This is a genomic window from Microbacterium sp. SSM24, from assembly GCF_025989145.1.
Lineage (GTDB): Bacteria > Actinomycetota > Actinomycetes > Actinomycetales > Microbacteriaceae > Microbacterium.
Map to the genome: position 1 here is coordinate 1,458,178 of NZ_JAPDNQ010000001.1, position 18,496 is coordinate 1,476,673.

Here is an 18,496-nt window from a genome sequence, read left to right on the forward strand (position 1 = left end):
GCCTAGGAGGCGGGTGCGGTCGGCGCCGCGCGGGTGTGTTTGAATCTATGCAGATCATCGGGGGGTGAGCATGAGGACCCAACCAAGGACGCGCCGAGCTGTCATGGCGGTGTCTGCCGTGCTCGCCGTCGGTCTCGCGCTCGCCGCGTGCTCGCCCACGCCGGATCTCGAGCTGGAGCTTCCGCCGCAGTCGGCGACCGCGCTGCCCGACGCCACGGTCGAGCAGCTGCAGGCCGCCGTCGAGAACGCGATGGTCTCCGCCGGGGCATCCGGGGCCATCGTCGGGGTGTGGGCACCCTGGAGCGGCAGCTGGGTGGCCGGACTGGGTGCGCAGAGCCCCGCCGACGGAGCCGCCGAGGTCGCCGCCGACATGCAGTTCCGCGCGAGCCGGATCACGCGCCCGATGATCTGCGACGTCCTCTACGCCGCGGTGGCCGAGGGGAAGGTGAAGCTCGACGATCCGGTGTCGGAGTGGGTGGCGAGCGTCCCCGTCCTCGAGGACGTGACTCTCGAGCAGCTGTGCGACAGCACGTCGGGCATCGGAGCGTACGCACCCCACCTCCTGCCGATGTGGCTCTCGAACCCCGAGCGCACGTGGAGTCCGCGCGAGCTCGCGAGCTTCGGACTCGGCGAGGCGCGCACGACGAAGCCGGGGGTCGCCTACCGCGACTCCGACGCCGGCTATGTGCTGCTGGGCCTCGCCCTCGAGAACGCTCTCGATGCGCCGGCCGCCGAGCTCATCGAGGAGTATGTGGCGCAGCCGCTCGGGCTGGAGCAGACGCACCTCGGCGGGCTCACCGGAGACACGGTGCTCGAGGGACTCTTCTCGCCGCCGGTCGAGGGCGGCAAGCGCAACTGCGTCGAGCCGCTGGATGTCACGGACGTCTCCCCGTCGAGCGCCTACACCGACAGCGGCGTCGTGAGCGACATCGATGACCTGGGCCGCTATGCCCAGGCGCTCGCGACGGGGGCACTGCAGCCCGGCGTCGATGACCGGTTCGCCGACCCGGCTCCGGCGGGCGCGAGTGCGCCGTCCTGGAACACGGTGGCCGGCGGGGCCGTGCAAGCGGGGTCGCTCATCGGCCAGTTCGGCGCGGTGCCGGGCTACACGACGGCGGCGTTCTCCGACCCCGGCACCGGGCTGACGATCGCCGTGGTGCTCAACAATTCGGCGGGCGGCGCCGGCTTCGGCGCCTATCTGGCGTGGGAGTTGGCCGCCATCGCGTCGAAGGCCCCGGCCGCCGCGGGTGAGGCCGCCCCCGAGGCCGGACTCCCGTGGACGGCCGAGCAGTACCACGCGGAGATCGTCAAGCGCGCGATCTGCGCTCCCGCGGCGTGAGCGCTCGGGCTCCCTCCGGTATCAGCACTCCGGCGATCCTCCTCGTCGTCGCGGGCCTCGCGTGCCAGGAGGTGGGTGCGGCGATCGCGGTCCTGCTCTTCCCGAGCGTCGGACCCCTCGGCATGGTGATGCTGCGCCTCGTCTTCTCCGCGGTCGTACTGCTTCTCATCGCACGTCCGGCGCTCCGCGGGCACTCGCGTTCGGCGTGGACCAGCGTCGCGCTGTTCGGTCTCGTGCTGGCGACGATGAACGGCCTGTTCTACCTCGCCCTCGAACGACTGCCCCTCGGGGTCACCGTGACGATCGAGGTGCTCGGGCCGCTCGTCCTGTCGATCGTGGCGGCACGTCGCGCGTCCGCGTGGCTGTGGGCGGTCGTCGCGTTCGCGGGGGTGGTGGCGCTCGGCGGCGGCGGGTGGGACCGGCTCGACCCGCTCGGGGTCCTGTACGCACTGGGGGCCGCGGCCAGCTGGGCGTTCTACATCCTCGCCTCCGCGCGCGTCGGGCGCGAGTTCCCCAAGCTCGACGGTCTCGCGCTCGCGATGGCCGTCGGGGCGGTGATCGCACTGCCCTTCGGCATCGCCGACGCCGGATCCGCGCTGCTGCGCTGGGACATCATCGCCCTCGGCGCGGCCGTCGCCGTGCTGTCGTCGACGATCCCGTACGCGTTCGAGCTCATCGCACTGCGGCGGCTGCCCGCGGCGGCTTTCGCGATCCTCATGAGTCTCGCGCCCGCCACGGCGGCGCTCGCCGGCTTCCTGTTCCTCGGCCAGCACCTGTCGTGGCTCGAGATGGTCGGCATCGCCCTGGTGATCGTTGCGAGCATCGGCGCGGTCCGATCGTCGGCCCGGGCAGCTCGCGAGGCGGCCGAGCCGCTGGCCTGAGGCGTGTGCGAACGGAACCGCTCTATGGAGGGGATGACGGGAATCGAACCCGCGCTATCAGCTTGGGAAACTCATGCCCGGCCATATCGAGTGCCGCCCCATGCAGGGGATTCGACCCTCTCACCCGCATCCTTGTTCTAGAGCGCGGCCGCCAGACGTTGCCTGAGAGTGCCTGTTTCCGCTGGCATGTGCACGCATGAGTGCGCATGGACGACTCGCAGAGTGCACGCGGCGGCGGGTGTGACTGCCAGTATTGGCATCGAACGCGAGGCTGATGCCGTGCCGAAAAATCGCGTCCCGGAACGGAGCAGTCATGGTCGAGCAGTCCTCAGCATGGAGACGGTTCTGGAATCGGGGAGGATTCTGGCGGGCGCTGCTGCTCGCCGCGGTCTACCTTGGCGTGTACGAACTGCTCGGGTTCCTGCTCGGACTCGTCGATGAAGACCTGCGCGGCGAGGAGGGCAGCGCGTCGTACGTGTTCTTCGCGACCGCGCTGCCGATCATCATCACCAGCGTCCTGCTGATCGCCTTCGCGGCGTCGGTGGGCTGGCTGCGGGAACTGTTCGCCCGGCAGACGCTGCCCGGCCGCCGGTGGATGTGGATCGCGCTGATCGTCGTGCTGGCCATCAACGTGGCGGCGCTGTTCAGCATCGACTACGAAGAGGCCGGGTTGCAACTCGTGTTCACCTGGCTGCTGGCCGGTCTGTTCGTCGGGTTCGTGGAGGAGCTGGTCACCCGCGGGTTCGTGGTGAACCTGATGCGCAAGGGGGGCCATGGCGAGATCGCGGTCGCTCTCGCCTCCGCCGGGATCTTCGCGGCACTGCACTTCACCAACCTGTTCACCTCCACTCAGGGGCTCGGGGTCACGCTGCTGCAGATCGTCTACACATTCTTCTTCGGCATCTGCATGTACCTGATCCTCCGCGTCACCCGCACCCTGATCGCCCCGATCCTGGTGCACGCCAGCACGGACCCGACGATCTTCCTGCACGGTGAATACCCGTCGAACAGCCTCATCGGCATCCTGCCGACGCTGGGCACGTACCTTGTGATCCTCGCCGGTGCGATTCTGCTGGTCGTTTTCATCGTCAGCGAACGCCGAGGCGCCAAGACCGGGCTGCCTGCCGCGCGGCCAGGAGCGATCTCCTGAGCGGCCGCGCCGGTTACAGTGCGGAGCAGTAGCGGGTCGTCGGCGGGCTGCCAATGCATGCGGCCGCGGTGTGGTCGCCTCCGCCCCGTATAACGCCGTGGGGACAGTCAAGGACATGCTCACCGCCGCGAAACGTGCGATACAGGCGCGAAAGCGACCGGACTTCTCCCGGCGAACGGTGCCGAGGACGTTCGGGCGGGCCCGCTGAGCGGTGCGAGTGGTGGTCATGGTTCAGGTGCTCCAGTCAGGCGACGAGTGCGCAGGAGTGCGCATCGGTGCCGTGAAAGGGTCTGAACTCAACAGTCCGCGGGAAGCAAAAACCCTGATCTATCTGGGGTTTTCTCTTAAGAGGGGATGACGGGAATCGAACCCGCGCTATCAGCTTGGGAAGCTGAAGTTCTGCCATTGAACTACATCCCCGGCAGGCCTTTCGGCGTCTGGCCAGGATAACAGAGCGGATGCCGCGCTCTGCCGCGCTCTGCCGTGCGCTGTCGTCGTGCGCCGCGCCCTGCCGTCCAACCGTCCCGGTCGTGCGTTCGGCTAGAAGGGTGGTGGGTCGGTGCTGACACGGAAACGGACGGCGTTGGGTGGGTGGTCGTGGTGGGTGCGGCCGGTGGGACTGGTCCATTCGAGGGTGCCGTCGGGGTGCTGGGTGAGGGTCCAGTCGGTGTGGTGCTTGAGGGGTGTGGTGCCGGCGGCAGAGGTGGGCGAGGTTGCAGGTGGAGGTGGGTCCGCCGTGGGCGGCGTCGATGGTGTGGTCGATGTCGCAGCGGTGGACGGGCATGCGGCATCCGGGGAAGCGGCAGTGCTCGTCTCGGGCGCGCAGATGCCGGCGTTGATCCTGGCTGGGTCGGTAGCGGTCGACGGTCAGGATGCTGCCCGTGATGGGGTGGGTGAGGAGGCGGTCCCATCCCGGTGCGGTGCCGGCGAGGTGGCGGGCGGTGGCGGTGTCGATGGGGGTGTGGCCGACGAGTTCGGCGGGGTCGGTGGGGGTGGCGCTCTCGCCGAGGAGGGTGAGGGCGGGCACGATCACCTGCACGGTCGCGACGATCGGTTCGGCCGAGCGCGGTGCGGCGGTCGGGTCGGTGGTGAGCAGCAGGTCGGCGAGCACGTCGGCGCGCAGCTGCTCCATGGTGCGCCGGTCGGCCGCCGGCGCCGCACCGGTGGCCGGTTCGGCGTGCGCAGTTCGCTCGGCGCCGGTCGCGGGTTCGGCGGCACCTACGGCGACCGTGTCGGCGCCGGTGGCGGGTTCGGCGGCCGGGTCCGTGTCGGCGCCTGCGGGTGGGTGGGCGTCGATGATGGTGTGCGCGAAGCGGGTGAGGCGATCGCGGATCGCGTGGGCGATCGCAGCAGGGAGGGTGGCGACCAGTTGCGCCATGCCGTCGTCGAGGTCGGTGATCCAGACCCCGCGCTGCTCCACGGCGGTGGCATGGCGGGTGTCGATGGATGCCGGGTCGAGGCGGGCGGCGAGAGTGCGCAGCAGCGGCCGGAGCCGGCCAGGGGTCTCGCGTTGTGCGAGGGCGATCGCGGCGGTCTCGAAGTCGGCGCGGGCGGCGGCATCCGTGATGGCCGCGCCGGTGTCGACGATCACGGTGACGTGGGCGCGGTCGATGATTCCGGCGCCCAGCGCGCGGGTGGTCGCGGGGAAGTCGCGGGTGAGGGCGGCGGCTTCGCTCATCCGCCGTTGCACGGTGCGGTCGCTGATGCGCGTTGCGGCGCCGATCTCGGCCGCGATGGACCGCCGCGGCAGTTCCCGCTCGCGACTGCCGGCCGAGACGAGGCGTGAGGTCTGCTCCTCGGCGAGGGCTTCCGCCGCCGCGAGCAGGGTGACCTCGAGCGCCTGGAACGACGCGATCGCGGCGCGCGTCTCGCCGATGCTGGTCACCAGACCATCGAGCACGGCGAGCTCGCGCTCCTCGATCGACGGTGCGGTGGCCATGCACTCATTCTGCTGACGGCCTCCGACATTCGCGCCGGAAAAGGCCAGGTCAGACTGTGGAAAACTCTCACCTGTGGAGGAACCGCCGCTCGACCTGTGGAGGAACCGCCGCCCGCCCTGTGGAGGAACCGCCGCCCGCCCTGTGGAGGAGGCGCCACCCGGCCCTGTGGAGGAAGCAACCCCCCACCCAACCCCCCCAACCCCGCACCCGACCCCGCACCCGCACCGGGATCGCAAACACCCGCCCCGTCGCTCGCCGGCAGCGCACTCCGCGGCATCCGTCATCTCCAGAGCCGCCCGACACTCCCCCAGTAGGCTGGCCACGTGCTGCTCAGTGATCGCGACATCAGGCTGGAAATCGACGCGGGGCGCATCGGGCTCGACCCCTGGGATCCCGCGATGGTCCAGCCGTCGAGCGTGGATGTGCGGCTCGATCGCTACTTCCGGCTGTTCGACAACCACAAGTACCCGTTCATCGACCCGGCCGAGGACCAGCCCGAGCTGACGCGCCTCATCGAGGTCGACCCGGATGAGCCGTTCATCCTGCATCCGGGGGAGTTCGCGCTCGGGTCGACGTTCGAGCAGATCACTCTCCCCGATGATGTCGCCGCCCGGCTCGAGGGCAAGTCGTCGCTCGGGCGACTCGGTCTGCTCACCCACTCCACCGCCGGCTTCATCGACCCCGGCTTCTCCGGTCACGTGACGCTCGAACTGTCCAATGTCGCGACCTTGCCCATCAAGCTCTGGCCCGGCATGAAGATCGGCCAGGTCTGCTACTTCCGCCTCACGTCGCCCGCCGAGAACCCCTACGGCAGCGGGCCGTACGGCAACCGGTATCAGGGCCAGCGCGGTCCGACCGCGTCGCGTTCGTTCCAGAACTTCCACCGCACGGATGTCGGGTCGACCGAGGCGGGTTCCCTCGGCGGCTGAGCACGGCGAGGTCGCGTTGAAGCCCCGGGGCAGGGTCTCATGGCAGCGCACGGCGGGGATGCGATCGGGGTGGCTTCGCCGAGGTGGCGGAGCCACCCCGATGGCTGCCCCAGCATCATCGGGCGCAAGCCGACCACCGGTCGCGCTTACCCCAGTCCGCGGCCCGTGTCCCCACACGATGCGGCCGCGATCAACCCGATGGCTACTGCATTTTGCAGTATAGGGATCCGCAGGCCCCACGTCGACTATCGTTTTTCGGGACGGAGGATGCTGTGCCACACGCTGAGCTGACGACGCCCGAGCACCTCATTCCGGGGCTGTCGGCGCCCCACGCGGGGGTGTGAGCATGGACGTCCGCGGCGATGAAGAACTCCGCGTGCTCCGTGAGCGCGCGTACGGACCGGATGCCGACATCCACCTCGATCCGGTCGCCCTGGCGCGGCTGCGAGAGCTCGAGTCGGTGGTGACGGCGACGGATGCCGCCCCCTCGGCGCCTCCGGCACTCACGCCGATGCGCGACGACCCTTCCACCGCGAGGCGCGAAGAACCGCTCGACGGACAGCCGTTCGACGCGGACCCTCTCGACGCGGACCCGTTCGACGCCGACGCGTTCGACGCGGACCCGGCGCCGCCGGCACCGGGCTCGGCCGAGGGCACTCCGCCCGCCGCGAGCACAGACCCGCGCGACGACGCTCCCGCTCGCCGCGGAACGCTGTCGCGCCGCACGATCTGGCTGTGGGCGGCATCCGTCGCTCTCGCCCTCGTCGCGGGGGCCGGGATCACGATGACGACATCATCGTCGGGCGGAAACCAGGTGGCGGTCCTCCCCGAGGTCGAGGTCACGGAGTGGCCGACCAGCGTCTTCGGAGATCCCCAGGAGGGCGCGCGCGTCTTCGAGGTGTTCGAGGGCACCCGCGCGCTGGTAGTCCCCAACGCGTGGGGCGGCCCGGGTTCCGAGATCGTCTGCCTGTTCGTCGTGCCCGCGGAGGGGCCGGACGGCGCACCCGCGGTGAACGAGATCCTCACCACGGGGTGCGGCGGCACCGCCTTCGCACCGTCAGCGTCGCTCGACGTCGACGAGGGGTCACCCGAAGCGCTCCGCGACCGCTTCCCCGACGGCACCGGTGTGCGCTTCGCGATCGAGGGCGACGAGGTCCACGTCTACACGCGCACGCCGTAGACCGCTCACACCTCCACGAGGAGCGCGAGCGAGGTGTCGCCGCACGCGAGGACGGCACCCCCGTCGAGGGGGACCGGCTCCACGGTCGCACGGCGGATGGCGTCGACCAGGCCCTCGGTGCGCAGGATCGAGCCGGGTTCGCGGCGCGCGTCCGTCGAGGTGACGACCCGGCCCGACGCGTTCACGAGGGTCGCGGGCGTCGCACCGGTCCGCATCGCGGGGAGCAGCTCGCGCTCCAGCCGGTCCACCAGCGCGTCGGCGCCCACGACGCCGACGATCTCGCCCCGCACCCGCACGGGCGTTGTGACGGTGACGGTGTAGTCGTCGGTGCACAGGTAGTCGACGTAGGGGCCGGTCAGGTGCCGGCCGCCCGTCGTCGTGGGCACGCGCCACCACTCGAGCGCGGTGTAGTCGCGGAACTGATCGTGCGACGGATCGTCGATCGTCGCGAGGCGGCGCAGCGGCCTGCCGGTTCCGCCGAGCCACCACGCGAGGTGCCACTCCGCGTCTGCCAGCACGCCCGGTGCCGCGACGAACCCCGCACCGGTGAGGAGCGTCTCGCCGGACACGGCCGGGACGGCGAATGCCTCGATGAGCGGGTCGATCCGTGCGGCGGTGAGCGCGGCATCCGTCTGCAGCTCTGCTTCGAGATGGTCGCGCCACGCGTCGATCATCGCGAAGATGCCGTCGATCGTCGTGGCGACGTGTGCGGCGACATCCGCATGCGACCGTGTCGTGATCGTGGTCATGGTGCGCCTCCCGCGTCGATCCGTGCTCGTTCGTCGATCAGCCACTCGAAGGCGCTGTCGATGTGCGCGATCGTCGCTGCGCGGGCCGCCTCCGGTGCGACGTCCTGGATGGCGGCGATGACCCGGGTGCGCGCGAGAGCGCTGCGGTCACGGTACTCCTGTTCGCGCAGGCACATCCAGAGGAGCGGTGCCGCCTCGCTCTGCAAGCGCATCTCCTCGTGAACGAGGCGCGGCGACTGGCTGATCGCGGCGACCTCGAGCTGGAAGCGGCTGACGGCGCGCCGCGCTCCGCCGGCGGAATCGAGGTCGGCGCCTGCGGCCAGTCGCGCGAGGCTCTCGACGTCGTCCTCGCTCGCCCGGGTCGCAGCGGTCTCCGCGGCGGCACCGGCGATGGCGGACACGTGGAGGGCGAGGTCCCGCAGTTCGATGCGGCTGGTGTCGAGCAGGCGCCGCGACACCATCAGCGCCGCCGTCTCACGGTCGAACGTGACGAAGCTGCCCCCGTCGCGGCCGCGGCGCGTGCGGACGAATCCCTTGTCGCGCAAGCCCTCGAGGGCCTCGCGCGCGGTGACGAGCGCCACCCCGAGGCTCTTGGACAGGTCGGATTCGTTCGGCAGGCGCTCGCCGTCGTGCAGGACGCCGCTCACGATCGCGTCGGTCAGCCGCTGCTCGACGAGCTCAGCGCGCCCGGTGCCGTCCAGCGCCGCGAAGACGACCGCCCGCGCGGCGTCGACGTGTCCCGTGGCGTGCGGCATCAGGCTCCTCCCGGTGCGGAAAGCCCGTCCTCTCCAACCGTGACATGACCGTAACACGCGCGGTGATCTTTTGACATATGGATCCATATGATTTAGTTGCACCGACATCGAAGGAGAGGTCAATGACCGAGCAGCAGCCCGCCATCCGGCTGACCGGACTCACGAAGGAGTTCGGCGCCGTCACCGCGGTCGATCATGTCGACCTCGAGATCGGCGCGGGTGAGTTCTTCTCGATGCTCGGGCCGTCCGGATCGGGGAAGACCACCGTGCTGCGGCTCATCGCGGGCTTCGAGCAGCCGACGGAAGGCACCATCGAGCTCTTCGGCCAGGACGTCACGAAGAAAGCGCCGTTCGACCGCGACGTCAACACGGTGTTCCAGGACTACGCGCTGTTCCCGCACATGTCGGTGCTCGACAACGTCGCCTACGGCCTGCGCGTCCGCGGCGTCGGACGCACGGAGCGGCGGACGCGCGCGATGAAGGCGCTCGAGGCGGTGCGGCTGGAGCAGATGGCCTCGCGCAAGCCCGCCCAGCTCTCCGGCGGACAGCGGCAGCGGGTGGCGCTCGCCCGCGCCACCGTCGTGCAGCCGAAGGTGCTCCTTCTGGACGAGCCGCTCGGCGCGCTCGACCTCAAGCTGCGCGAGCAGATGCAGGTCGAGTTGAAGCAGATCCAGCGCGACCTCGGCATCACGTTCATCTTCGTCACCCACGATCAAGAGGAGGCGCTGACGCTCTCCGACCGGGTCGCGGTGTTCCACGACGGCCGCATCGAGCAGCTCGGCACGCCGTGGGAGCTGTACGAGCAGCCGGCGTCGCGGTTCGTCGCGGACTTCGTCGGCACGTCGAACCTGTTCGACCACGACCGCTCGGCGTCACTCATTGGGCGCGCCGGCGAGCACTCCATCCGCCCCGAGAAGCTCACCCTGCGCGCAGAGGCCGCGACGGGCGAGGGCGAGCGCTCGGCCCCGGGCACGCTCATCGAGTCGATCTATGTCGGCAGCGGCATCCGTCGCGTCATCGACCTCGATGCCGGGATGCGCGTGACCGTGCTCGAGCCCAACGACCGCTCGCGCACCGTCGACGATCGCGGCGACCGCGTGCACGTGACCTGGCACGACTCCGACGTCGTGTCGCTGATTCCGCCCGGCACGTGAGCCGGCTCAGACCGCGGGCCCTCGCCCCCGGAGAACACAGCAATTCCCGCACACCGAGAGAGGAACACCCATGATGCACTCATCACGCGGCCGCCGCATCGCCGGCACCGCGCTGGCGATCGGAGCGATCGCCGTCCTGGCGGGCTGCGGCACGTCCGGCGGCGGCAGCGCCGCCCCGTCCGAAGCGGCCGACGAGCTCGGCGAGTACGAGGGATCGGTCTCGATCCTGGCGTGGCCCGGCTACGTCGAAGACGGCAGCAACGACCCGGCCGTCGACTGGGTCTCCGGTTTCGAGGAGGAGACCGGCTGCGAGGTCACCTCGAAGACCTACGGCACGTCCGACGAGGCCGTCAACCTCATGAAGACGGGCGACTACGACGTGATCGCCGCGTCGGGTGACGCGACCCTGCGGCTCATCGCCGCCGGCGATGTCGCCCCGGTGAACACCGACCTCATCCCGAGCTACGAGGGGATCTACGACTTCCTCAAGGAGAAGGAGTGGAACTCGGTCGACGGACAGTCGTACGGCGTGCCGCACGGCTACGGCGCCAACCTGCTCCTGTACAACACGGATGTCGTCTCCCCGGCGCCCACGTCGTGGGACATCGTGTTCGACGGTGCGAGCGAGTACACGGGCAAGATCACGGCGTACGACTCGCCGATCTACATCGCGGATGCCGCGGTGTACCTCATGGCGCACCAGCCGGATCTCGGCATCCAGAACCCGTACGCCCTCGACGAGGAGCAGTTCGCGGCGGCCGTCGACCTGCTCAAGGCCCAGCGCGCGCACGTCGGCGAATACTGGTCGGACTACCTCAAGGAGATCCAGGCGTTCGAGACCGGTGACTCGGTCGCCGGCACGACCTGGCAGGTCATCCAGAACGCCCTCGCCGCGGGCGACGCGACCACCGAGGTGGTGCTGCCGGAAGAGGGTGCGACCGGCTGGTCCGACACCTGGATGATCGCGTCCGAGGCGAAGAGCCCGAACTGCGCGTACGCGTGGCTCGACTGGATCGCGAGCCCCGAGACGAACGCCCAGGCGACCGCCTACTTCGGCGAGGCGCCGTCGAGCCAGGAGGCGTGCGACTACCGCGACGACTGCGAGGCCTACCACGCCGGTGACGAGGAGTACGCGTCGCAGATCTGGTACTGGACCACGCCCATCGCGGACTGCGTCGACGGCCGCACCGATGTCGAGTGCGTCGACTACTCGAAGTGGACCGAGGCCTGGACCGAGATCAAGGGCTGACACCCGACCGGCCGGGGGCGGCGATGCGAAGCCGCGTCGCCCCCGGTCCTTCCGCAGACATGAGGAATCCGTGACGACCGACACCCTCCGCAGCGACGCTCCGACGACCGGGACCACGCCGGCACGCCGGATGTCGTCGTTCCTCACCACGCACCCGCGCACGCGCCTGTCGCTGCTTCTGGCGGCCCCGCTGTTCTGGCTCGTGGTGGTCTACATCGTGGCGCTGGTGCTGCTGCTGGTCACGGCGTTCTGGCGCGTCGATCCGTTCACCAACGAGATCGTCATCGAGTGGACGCTCGACAACATCATCACCGTCGTGACGGGCACGCTCTACCAGACGGTGACGCTGCGGACACTGGGCGTGGCGCTCCTCGTCACGCTCATCGACGTCGCCATCGCGCTGCCGATCGCGTTCTACATGGCGAAGGTGGCGTCGCCGCGGATGCAGCGCATCCTGGTGATCGCCGTGCTCATGCCGCTGTGGGCGAGCTATCTCGTGAAGGCGTATGCGTGGCGCTCGGTGCTGTCGCAGGAGGGGATCCTGGAATGGATGCTGGCCCCCTTCGGCCTTCATACGCCCGGCTACGGACTTCCGGCCACGGTGATCACGCTGTCGTATCTGTGGCTCCCCTACGTGATCCTCCCGATCTATGCGGGGCTCGAGCGCGTGCCTGACTCGCTGCTGGAGGCATCCGCGGATCTCGGCGGAAAGACGTGGCGAACGCTCGGGCACGTGGTGCTCCCGATGGCCTTCCCGGCGATCATCGCGGGCACGATCTTCGCGTTCGCGCTGTCGCTGGGCGACTACATCACCGTGAACATCGTGGGCGGCACGAACCAGATGCTCGGCAACCTCATCTACGCGAACATCGGTGCGGCGGGCAACCTGCCGCTCGCGGCGGCGATCGCGCTGATCCCGATCGTCATCATCTTCGGCTACCTGGCTCTCGTGCGGCGCACGGGTGCCCTGAACAACCTCTAGGACGCAGCATGCGACTCTCCACGCCGGCGCGGGCGATCCTCGGGATCGTGACGGGCGTCATCCTGCTCGTCGTCTACCTGCCGCTGTTCGTCGTGCTCGTGAACTCGTTCTCGACATCGACATCGCTAACCTGGCCGCCGCCGGGCTTCACCCTGGAGTGGTGGGGCAAGGCGTTCCAGAGCGCGGGGGCCATCGAGGCGGTGCTCACGAGCGTGCAGGTCGCGATCATCGCGACGGTGATCGCGCTGGTGCTCGGCACGCTGATCTCGTTCGCGCTGCAGCGTTTCGAGTTCTTCGGCCGCGAGTCGATCTCGCTGCTGATCATCCTCCCGATCGCACTGCCGGGCATCATCACGGGCATCGCGCTGAACAACTTCTTCCGCACGATCCTGGGCGTCCCGCTGTCGATCTGGACCGTGGTCATCGCGCACGCGACGTTCTGCATCGTGACGGTCTTCAACAACGTCATCGCGCGGCTTCGTCGCACCGGCACGAACCTCGAGGAGGCCTCCGCCGATCTCGGCGCGGGCGTGTGGACGACGTTCCGCCTGGTGACGTTCCCGCAGCTGCGATCGGCGCTCCTCGCAGGCGGCATGCTGGCCTTCGCGCTGAGCTTCGACGAGATCATCGTCACGACCTTCACCGCCGGCTCGGTGACGACGCTGCCGATTTACATCCTCAACAACATGTTCCGGCCCAACCAGGCGCCCGTGGTGTCGGTGATCGCCGTCGTGCTGGTGCTGATCTCGATCATCCCGATCTATCTCGCGCAGCGCCTGTCGGGCTCGGAGCAGACCAGGCGCTGACCTCCCTTCCGTTTGTGCGGGGAAATGCCCGCTTTCCCGGGCGTGTAGCGTGCATTCGCCCGCACAAACGGAAAGAGACCGCGTCAGTGGGCGGTGCTCACGCCGACGAGGTCCTGGACGAGGACGGCGGCGGCGCGCGCACCCTGGCCGGCCGCGACGATGAGCTGCTGCGGACCGGGCGACGCGGCATCGCCGGCCGCGTAGACCCCCGGCACCGACGTGCGTCCGGACCGGTCGACGACGAGGGTGCCGTCGGCGTCGCGCGCGACGTCGAGGCCGCCCAGGAAGTCGAGCGCCGGCGCCCACTGCGGCCTGACGAACCCGCCGTCGATCTCGATGCGCGTCCCGCCGACGAGGCGGACGGCCGACACGATCCCGCGGTCGCCCTCGAGGTCGTCGATCGCCCGGCGCTCGACGACGATCCCGGATGCCGCGAGCTCGGCCTCCTCGACGGTGTCGACGACGTCGGCGCCGTTCGTGAACACGGTGAGCCGGTCCGTCCAGCGCGCGAGGAGGCGTGCGCGCGCGGCGAGGTCGGGCGTCTCACCGATGAGCGCGAGCCGGCGATCCTGCAGCTCCCACGCATCGCAGGCGGCGCAGCTGAAGATCGTCATGCCGTAGTACGCGCGCAGGCTCGCGACGCGGGGGAGCGTCTCGCGCAGGCCGGTGGCGATGAGGACCGAGCGCGCGGCGACCGCCGGCGGCGTGCGCTCCGCCCTGCCCTGGAGCGGGGCGATGAACCGCATGCCGTTCGCGGCATCCGTCGGAAGCAGGCCGGTGACGACGGCGCGGTCGTACACCGAGACGGCGGGGTAGGCGCCGAGCTCGGCACGCGCGAGCTTGCGCAGCTCGAGCGGCGACACCCCGTCACGGGTGAGGAAGCCGTGGGAGCGAAGGGTCGCGGCGTTGCGCGGCCGTCCCGCGTCGACCACGACGACCGAGGTGCGTGCGCGTCCCAGGTTGAGAGCGGCCGAGAGCCCCGCGGGTCCCCCGCCGATGACCACGACATCGACCTCCACGGAGGGTGCCGGCGGGATGTATGCCGACTCAGTCATGTGCCTCTCCTTGCGGCGGGAGTGCGGCGATGACGGGGTGGTCGAAGTCGATCACACCCACCTTTGCGGCACCGCCGGGCGAGCCCACGTCATCGAAGAACTCGACGTTGGCCTTGTAGTAGTCCTGCCACTCGTCGGGCAAGTCGTCCTCGTAGTAGATGGCTTCCACCGGGCACACCGGCTCGCACGCGCCGCAGTCCACACACTCGTCGGGGTGGATGTACAGCGAGCGCTCGCCCTCGTAGATGCAGTCGACCGGGCACTCGTCGATACAGGCGCGGTCCTTGACGTCCACGCACGGCAGCGCGATGACGTAGGTCACGACCCGATCAGCGCTCCGGACCGCGACACGGCCACCTGCTCGGCGCGGGGCACGACCTTGACGCGCTCGCGCGCGTGGACGTGGCTCTCGCCGAGCTCCCGCTCGTGGGCGTCCAGGGCGAGCCAGCCGTCCCACGTCGTGTAGGCGACGTCGCGATCGTCCAGGAGCTCCAGAACGTCGACGTCGACCGCGGGTGCCCGGAGGACGCCGGCCGCGGCATCCGCCACGAGATGCGCGACGGTCTCCATCGCGTCCGACTTCGTGTGACCGATGAGCCCGACGGGTCCGCGCTTGATCCAGCCGGTGGCGTAGAGCCCGCGGACGACCGGTGCCTCCGGGTCACCCGTGGCCGCGGCATCCACGACGCGTCCTTCGACGTTCGACACGACGCCCGCGCGCGCGTCGAAGGGGGCATCGACCACGGGCGTGCCGTAGTAGCCGACCGCGCGGTACACCTGCTGCACCGCGATCTCGCGGAACTCGCCGGTGCCGCGCACGGTGCCGTCGCCGACGGGTTCGGTGCGCTCGAAGCGCAGGCCCTCGACGCGCCGATCGCCCAGCACCTCGACCGGCGAGTGGTAGAAGTGCAGGTGCAGACGGCGCGAGGCGCCCGTCGACTCCCTCGTGCGCCAGCTGTTCAGGACCCGCAGCATGACCTTGAGCTGGTTGTTCGGCGCGGTAGCCGGGTCGGCGTCGGCGAAGTCCTCGTCGTGCACGACGATGTCGACGTTCGGCACCTCGCCGAGCTCGCGCAGCTCGATCGGCGTGAACTTGATGTCGCCGGGACCGCGACGTCCGAACACGTGCACGTCGGTGACGGCCGAGGATTCGAGGCCGGCGAGGACGTTGTCGGGGATCTCGGTCGGGCGCAGATCGACGGCGTGCTTGGCGAGCACGCGTGCGACATCGAGTGCGACGTTGCCGTTGCCGATCACGGCGACCTCGGCGCCGTCGAGCGGCCACTCGGTCGGGACGTCGGGGTGACCGTCGTACCAGGCGACGAAGTCCGCGGCGCCGAACGATCCGGGCAGGTCGATGCCGGGGATGTCCAGCGCGGCGTCGCGGATCGCGCCCGTCGCGAGGATCACCGCGTCGTAGCGCTCGTGGAGCTCCTCGAGCGCGACATCGCGGCCGATCTCGACGTTGCCGATGAAGCGGATCGTGCCCGCGGCGAGCATCTCGTGCAGCGAGGTGACGATGCCCTTGATGCGCGGGTGGTCGGGCGCGACGCCGTAGCGGATCAGGCCGTACGGCGCGGGCAGCGACTCGAAGAGGTCGATCGCGACGGTGCCGCCGGCCTGCGAGACCGAGTTCGCGAGGATGTTGCCTGCGTAGATTCCGGCGGGCCCTGCGCCGACGATCGCGACGCGCAGGTGGGAGAGGGACGAAGAGGTCACGTGGCGAGAGTCTTTCCGGTCGGGCGCTCGGCGGGGATCGCGAGCGGATCGAAGGTCGTGAGATCGAGGGTGGCGAGCGCCTCGGGCGCATAGGGGCTGAGACGCACGACGTCGCCGACGACGACGACGGCGGGGGAGCGGATGCCGCGCACGGCAGCCTGCTCGGCGATCGTGCCGAGCGTGCCCACGGTGACGCGCTGGCCTTCGCCGAACCCGTCCTCGACGATCGCGACGGGACAGTCGGCTCCGCGCTCGCCGCGCGCGAGGACGAGGGCGGAGTGCGCGAGCGTCCCGACGCCCATCAGCAGCACGACCGTGTGGTCGCGTCCGCCGCCGAGGTCCCGGATCTGGTCGTGGCCGGTCGCGACGGTGAACGCCGTCGCCACGCCGCGGTGGGTGAGGGGGATGCCGGCGATCGCCGGGACCGAGATCGCGCTGGTGATGCCCGAGACGACCTCGACCTCGACGCCCCCGTCGCGGCATGCGACGAGCTCCTCGCCGCCGCGGCCGAAGACGTAGGGGTCGCCGCCCTTGAGGCGCACGACGCTCTTGCCGGCGCGGCCGAGCTGCACGAGCAGCGCGTTGATCGCGTCCTGCGGCACCGCGTGGTGCCCGGGCCGCTTGCCGACGTCGATGACCTCGGCCGTGAGCGCGACCCCGTCGGCGGCGAGCCCGTCGAGCACGGCGCGCGCGCCCAGCCGGTCGGCGACGATCACGTCCGCGCGCTCGAGCGCGCGGAGGCCCCGCACGGTGAGCAGTCCCGGATCGCCGGGACCGGCTCCCACGAGCCACACCTTGCCGGCAGCTCCGTCGTGAGCCCGTCGGCCGGTCATCGCGCACCCCCCGCGTTGAGCAGACCGCGGCGGCGCAGCATCCGCCGCTCCAGAGGCCCGAAGAAGACGAGCTCGATCACGACGCCGATCACGAGGATGACGATGATCGTGCCGAGCACGCCGGCCATGTCGGCGAGCTCGCGGGACTGCTGGAGCATCGAGCCGAGGCCGAAGCCGATGGTGCCGCCCATCGCGATGATCTCGGCGGCCATCAGCGAGCGCCACGAGAACGCCCAGCCCTGCTTGAGTCCGGCGAGGTAGCCGGGGAGCGCGGCGGGGAGGATCACCGCGGTGGCGAGCTGCCAACGGGATGCGCCGAGCACCGTGCCGACGCGCCGCAGCTGCGGTGGCACCTGGTCGATGCCGGCGATGAGCCCGTTCACGATCGACGGGATCGCGCCCATGAGGATCACGAAGTACACCGTCGCGTCGGAGAGGCCGAACCAGATGATGGCGGCCGGCACCCAGGCGACGGACGGCAGCACCTGGAGACCCGAGATGATGGGGCCGACCGCGCGGCGGATCGGCCGCACCTCGGCGAGGAGCAGGCCGATGGGCGTGCCGACGACGATCGCGATGAGGAAGCCCACGATGCCGCGCTCGAGGCTCGTCGCGACGGCCTCCTGCAGGCGTCCGGACTCCCACGCGAGCCCGAGCGCGTTCCACACGTCGACCGGGCTCGGCACGCGGTCGGGGCGCGGCTGCGCGATCACCACGTACAGCTGCCACACGACGATCAGCAGCAGCACGAAGGCGAGCGGCGGCACGACGCTCGACGCGAACCTCCGCCAGCGTCCCGGCGCGTGCGCGGCGTCGGTCTGCAGCCGGTCGAGTCCGGCTTCCAGCGAACGGAGGTCGTCGTGACCGGATGCTGCGCCCGGCGACCGCACGTCTTCGACGGTGCTCTCAGGCGGCATTGCGGCGGATCTCCTTCCGCAGCTGCTCGGTGATCTCCACCGAGAGGGCGGCGACCTCGGGGGACTCGATGCGGCGGCCGCGGGTCTTCGCGATGGTCCACTCCTGCACGATCCGCCCGGGCCGGCTGCCCATGAGCACGACCCGCTGGCCGAGGCGAGCGGCTTCGCGCACGTTGTGGGTGACGAAGACGATGGTGCGGCCGGTGGCGCGCCACACGCGCTCCAGCTCCTCGTGGAGCAGGTCGCGGGTGATGGCGTCCAGCGCGGCGAACGGCTCGTCCATGAGGAGCACCGGCCGGTCCTGGGCGAGGGCGCGCGCGAGCGCGACGCGCTGGCGCATGCCGCCGGAGAGCTCGTGCGGACGCTTCTCCGCGGCATCCGTCAGGTTCACGGCATCCAGCAGCGACAGCGCCTTCTCGCGGCGCTCGCCGCGGGGAACCCCGCGGAGGCGCAGGGCGAGTTCGACGTTGCGCCGCGCGGTGAGCCACGGCATGAGGGCGGATTCCTGGAACATCACCGCGACGCCGGCCGCCGGCGTCTCGATCGTGCCGGACGTGGGGCGGTCGAGGCCCGCGATCAGGTTCAGCAGGGTCGACTTTCCGCAGCCTGACGCCCCCAGCAGGCACACGAACTCGCCGGGCGCGATGTCGAGCGCGACATCGTCGAGCACGACGGGGCCGTCGCCGAAGCGCTTGGACACCCCGTCGATGCGCACGGCGGGGGCGGCGGCGGGGGCCGCCTGCAGCACCGGCGCGACGCCGTCGAAGCTCGGGCCGAGCAGGTTCGGGGCGCCGCGGCCCGGCGCCGCGTCACCCGAGGGTGACACGACGCCGGTCGCGCGGCGGGAGGCCGAGGTCA

Annotated in this window: 17 protein-coding genes, 1 tRNA gene and 1 pseudogene; 9 read left to right on the top strand and 10 right to left on the bottom strand. The window is 70.5% G+C overall.

All coding sequences use genetic code 11. From position 1 onward, the window contains the following. Nucleotides 1–103: 103 nt before the first annotated feature. The 3 genes from OL358_RS06710 (at nucleotide 104) to OL358_RS06720 (ending at nucleotide 3,370) form a co-directional block, all read left to right on the top strand. On the top strand, nucleotides 104–1,339 hold the full coding sequence (locus OL358_RS06710; protein WP_264709178.1) for a serine hydrolase domain-containing protein: 1,236 nt from the start codon (nucleotides 104–106) through the stop codon (nucleotides 1,337–1,339). Then, nucleotides 1,336–2,220 carry an EamA family transporter gene (locus OL358_RS06715; RefSeq protein WP_264709180.1) on the top strand — a complete coding sequence of 295 codons (885 nt, stop codon included), beginning with the start codon at nucleotides 1,336–1,338 and terminating at the stop codon, nucleotides 2,218–2,220. Before OL358_RS06710 ends, OL358_RS06715 begins: the two co-directional genes overlap by 4 nt. A 313-nt stretch (nucleotides 2,221–2,533) precedes the next feature. Then, nucleotides 2,534–3,370 (top strand): CPBP family intramembrane glutamic endopeptidase, encoded by an 837-nt coding sequence (locus tag OL358_RS06720; protein WP_264709182.1) that lies wholly within the window; start codon nucleotides 2,534–2,536, stop codon nucleotides 3,368–3,370. Nucleotides 3,371–3,719: 349 nt separating this feature from the next. Here the strand turns inward: OL358_RS06720 and OL358_RS06725 are convergent. Together OL358_RS06725 and OL358_RS06730 are read right to left on the bottom strand one after the other, a co-directional pair. Next, nucleotides 3,720–3,790 (bottom strand) — tRNA-Gly (locus OL358_RS06725). Nucleotides 3,791–4,241: 451 nt separating this feature from the next. Beyond that, nucleotides 4,242–5,594 (bottom strand): annotated as a pseudogene (locus OL358_RS06730) (DUF222 domain-containing protein); the annotation flags it as partial. Nucleotides 5,595–5,633: 39 nt separating this feature from the next. Between OL358_RS06730 and dcd the strand changes: the two are divergent. Both dcd and OL358_RS06740 read left to right on the top strand, forming a co-directional pair. Beyond that, on the top strand, nucleotides 5,634–6,239 hold the full coding sequence (dcd, locus tag OL358_RS06735; RefSeq protein WP_264709183.1) for a dCTP deaminase: 606 nt from the start codon (nucleotides 5,634–5,636) through the stop codon (nucleotides 6,237–6,239). A 346-nt stretch (nucleotides 6,240–6,585) separates the two neighbouring features. Then, complete coding sequence (locus OL358_RS06740) at nucleotides 6,586–7,419, top strand: hypothetical protein (protein ID WP_264709184.1); 834 nt, start codon at nucleotides 6,586–6,588, stop codon at nucleotides 7,417–7,419. 5 nt (nucleotides 7,420–7,424) lie between these two features. Here OL358_RS06740 and OL358_RS06745 read toward each other — a convergent pair whose 3' ends face one another. Both OL358_RS06745 and OL358_RS06750 read right to left on the bottom strand, forming a co-directional pair. Further along, nucleotides 7,425–8,168, bottom strand: coding sequence for a hypothetical protein (locus OL358_RS06745; RefSeq protein WP_264709185.1), 744 nt, complete (start codon nucleotides 8,166–8,168; stop codon nucleotides 7,425–7,427). Then, nucleotides 8,165–8,923: a FadR/GntR family transcriptional regulator gene (locus OL358_RS06750; protein WP_264709186.1), complete on the bottom strand. Its 759-nt coding sequence runs from the start codon at nucleotides 8,921–8,923 to the stop codon at nucleotides 8,165–8,167. The genes OL358_RS06745 and OL358_RS06750 overlap by 4 nt, the downstream gene beginning before the upstream one ends. Nucleotides 8,924–9,045: 122 nt before the next feature. Here OL358_RS06750 and OL358_RS06755 point away from each other — a divergent pair, with 122 nt between their 5' ends. The 4 genes from OL358_RS06755 (at nucleotide 9,046) to OL358_RS06770 (ending at nucleotide 13,114) form a co-directional block, all read left to right on the top strand. Next, nucleotides 9,046–10,077: an ABC transporter ATP-binding protein gene (locus OL358_RS06755; RefSeq protein ID WP_264709187.1), complete on the top strand. Its 1,032-nt coding sequence runs from the start codon at nucleotides 9,046–9,048 to the stop codon at nucleotides 10,075–10,077. A 70-nt stretch (nucleotides 10,078–10,147) separates the two neighbouring features. Beyond that, entirely contained in the window at nucleotides 10,148–11,326 is a 1,179-nt protein-coding gene (locus OL358_RS06760) for an ABC transporter substrate-binding protein (protein ID WP_264709188.1), read from the top strand. Between the two features lie 70 nt (nucleotides 11,327–11,396). Then, nucleotides 11,397–12,308: an ABC transporter permease gene (locus OL358_RS06765; protein ID WP_264709189.1), complete on the top strand. Its 912-nt coding sequence runs from the start codon at nucleotides 11,397–11,399 to the stop codon at nucleotides 12,306–12,308. Between the two features lie 8 nt (nucleotides 12,309–12,316). After that, a complete protein-coding gene (locus OL358_RS06770) occupies nucleotides 12,317–13,114 on the top strand; it encodes an ABC transporter permease (RefSeq protein ID WP_264709190.1) in 798 nt (265 codons plus the stop codon). 83 nt (nucleotides 13,115–13,197) lie between these two features. Here the strand turns inward: OL358_RS06770 and OL358_RS06775 are convergent, their stop codons facing one another. From OL358_RS06775 to OL358_RS06800, 6 genes are read right to left on the bottom strand one after another with little or no spacing between them, the layout of a single operon-like run. After that, nucleotides 13,198–14,169, bottom strand: coding sequence for an NAD(P)/FAD-dependent oxidoreductase (locus OL358_RS06775; RefSeq protein ID WP_264709191.1), 972 nt, complete (start codon nucleotides 14,167–14,169; stop codon nucleotides 13,198–13,200). Next, the gene (gene fdxA, locus OL358_RS06780) at nucleotides 14,162–14,491 is read right to left on the bottom strand and encodes a ferredoxin (RefSeq protein ID WP_264709192.1); all 330 of its coding nucleotides are present in this window, start codon (nucleotides 14,489–14,491) and stop codon (nucleotides 14,162–14,164) included. Before fdxA ends, OL358_RS06775 begins: the two co-directional genes overlap by 8 nt. Continuing rightward, nucleotides 14,488–15,888 (bottom strand): FAD-dependent oxidoreductase, encoded by a 1,401-nt coding sequence (locus OL358_RS06785; protein ID WP_264709193.1) that lies wholly within the window; start codon nucleotides 15,886–15,888, stop codon nucleotides 14,488–14,490. Before OL358_RS06785 ends, fdxA begins: the two co-directional genes overlap by 4 nt. Then, a complete protein-coding gene (gene cobA / locus OL358_RS06790) occupies nucleotides 15,885–16,721 on the bottom strand; it encodes a uroporphyrinogen-III C-methyltransferase (protein WP_264709194.1) in 837 nt (278 codons plus the stop codon). Before cobA ends, OL358_RS06785 begins: the two co-directional genes overlap by 4 nt. Beyond that, complete coding sequence (locus tag OL358_RS06795) at nucleotides 16,718–17,638, bottom strand: ABC transporter permease (protein ID WP_264709195.1); 921 nt, start codon at nucleotides 17,636–17,638, stop codon at nucleotides 16,718–16,720. Before OL358_RS06795 ends, cobA begins: the two co-directional genes overlap by 4 nt. After that, nucleotides 17,628–18,353 carry an ABC transporter ATP-binding protein gene (locus tag OL358_RS06800; RefSeq protein ID WP_413631497.1) on the bottom strand — a complete coding sequence of 242 codons (726 nt, stop codon included), beginning with the start codon at nucleotides 18,351–18,353 and terminating at the stop codon, nucleotides 17,628–17,630. The genes OL358_RS06795 and OL358_RS06800 overlap by 11 nt, the downstream gene beginning before the upstream one ends. Nucleotides 18,354–18,496: the final 143 nt, after the last annotated feature.

Coding starts and splice junctions, on each gene's coding strand:
- OL358_RS06745 (WP_264709185.1), bottom strand. CDS start 8,168: ATGACCACGATCACGACACGGTCGCATGCGGATGTCGCCGCACACGTC.
- OL358_RS06740 (WP_264709184.1), top strand. CDS start 6,586: ATGGACGTCCGCGGCGATGAAGAACTCCGCGTGCTCCGTGAGCGCGCG.
- OL358_RS06710 (WP_264709178.1), top strand. CDS start 104: ATGGCGGTGTCTGCCGTGCTCGCCGTCGGTCTCGCGCTCGCCGCGTGC.
- OL358_RS06720 (WP_264709182.1), top strand. CDS start 2,534: ATGGTCGAGCAGTCCTCAGCATGGAGACGGTTCTGGAATCGGGGAGGA.
- OL358_RS06755 (WP_264709187.1), top strand. CDS start 9,046: ATGACCGAGCAGCAGCCCGCCATCCGGCTGACCGGACTCACGAAGGAG.
- OL358_RS06760 (WP_264709188.1), top strand. CDS start 10,148: ATGATGCACTCATCACGCGGCCGCCGCATCGCCGGCACCGCGCTGGCG.
- OL358_RS06770 (WP_264709190.1), top strand. CDS start 12,317: ATGCGACTCTCCACGCCGGCGCGGGCGATCCTCGGGATCGTGACGGGC.
- OL358_RS06750 (WP_264709186.1), bottom strand. CDS start 8,923: ATGCCGCACGCCACGGGACACGTCGACGCCGCGCGGGCGGTCGTCTTC.
- OL358_RS06775 (WP_264709191.1), bottom strand. CDS start 14,169: ATGACTGAGTCGGCATACATCCCGCCGGCACCCTCCGTGGAGGTCGAT.
- cobA (WP_264709194.1), bottom strand. CDS start 16,721: ATGACCGGCCGACGGGCTCACGACGGAGCTGCCGGCAAGGTGTGGCTC.
- OL358_RS06795 (WP_264709195.1), bottom strand. CDS start 17,638: ATGCCGCCTGAGAGCACCGTCGAAGACGTGCGGTCGCCGGGCGCAGCA.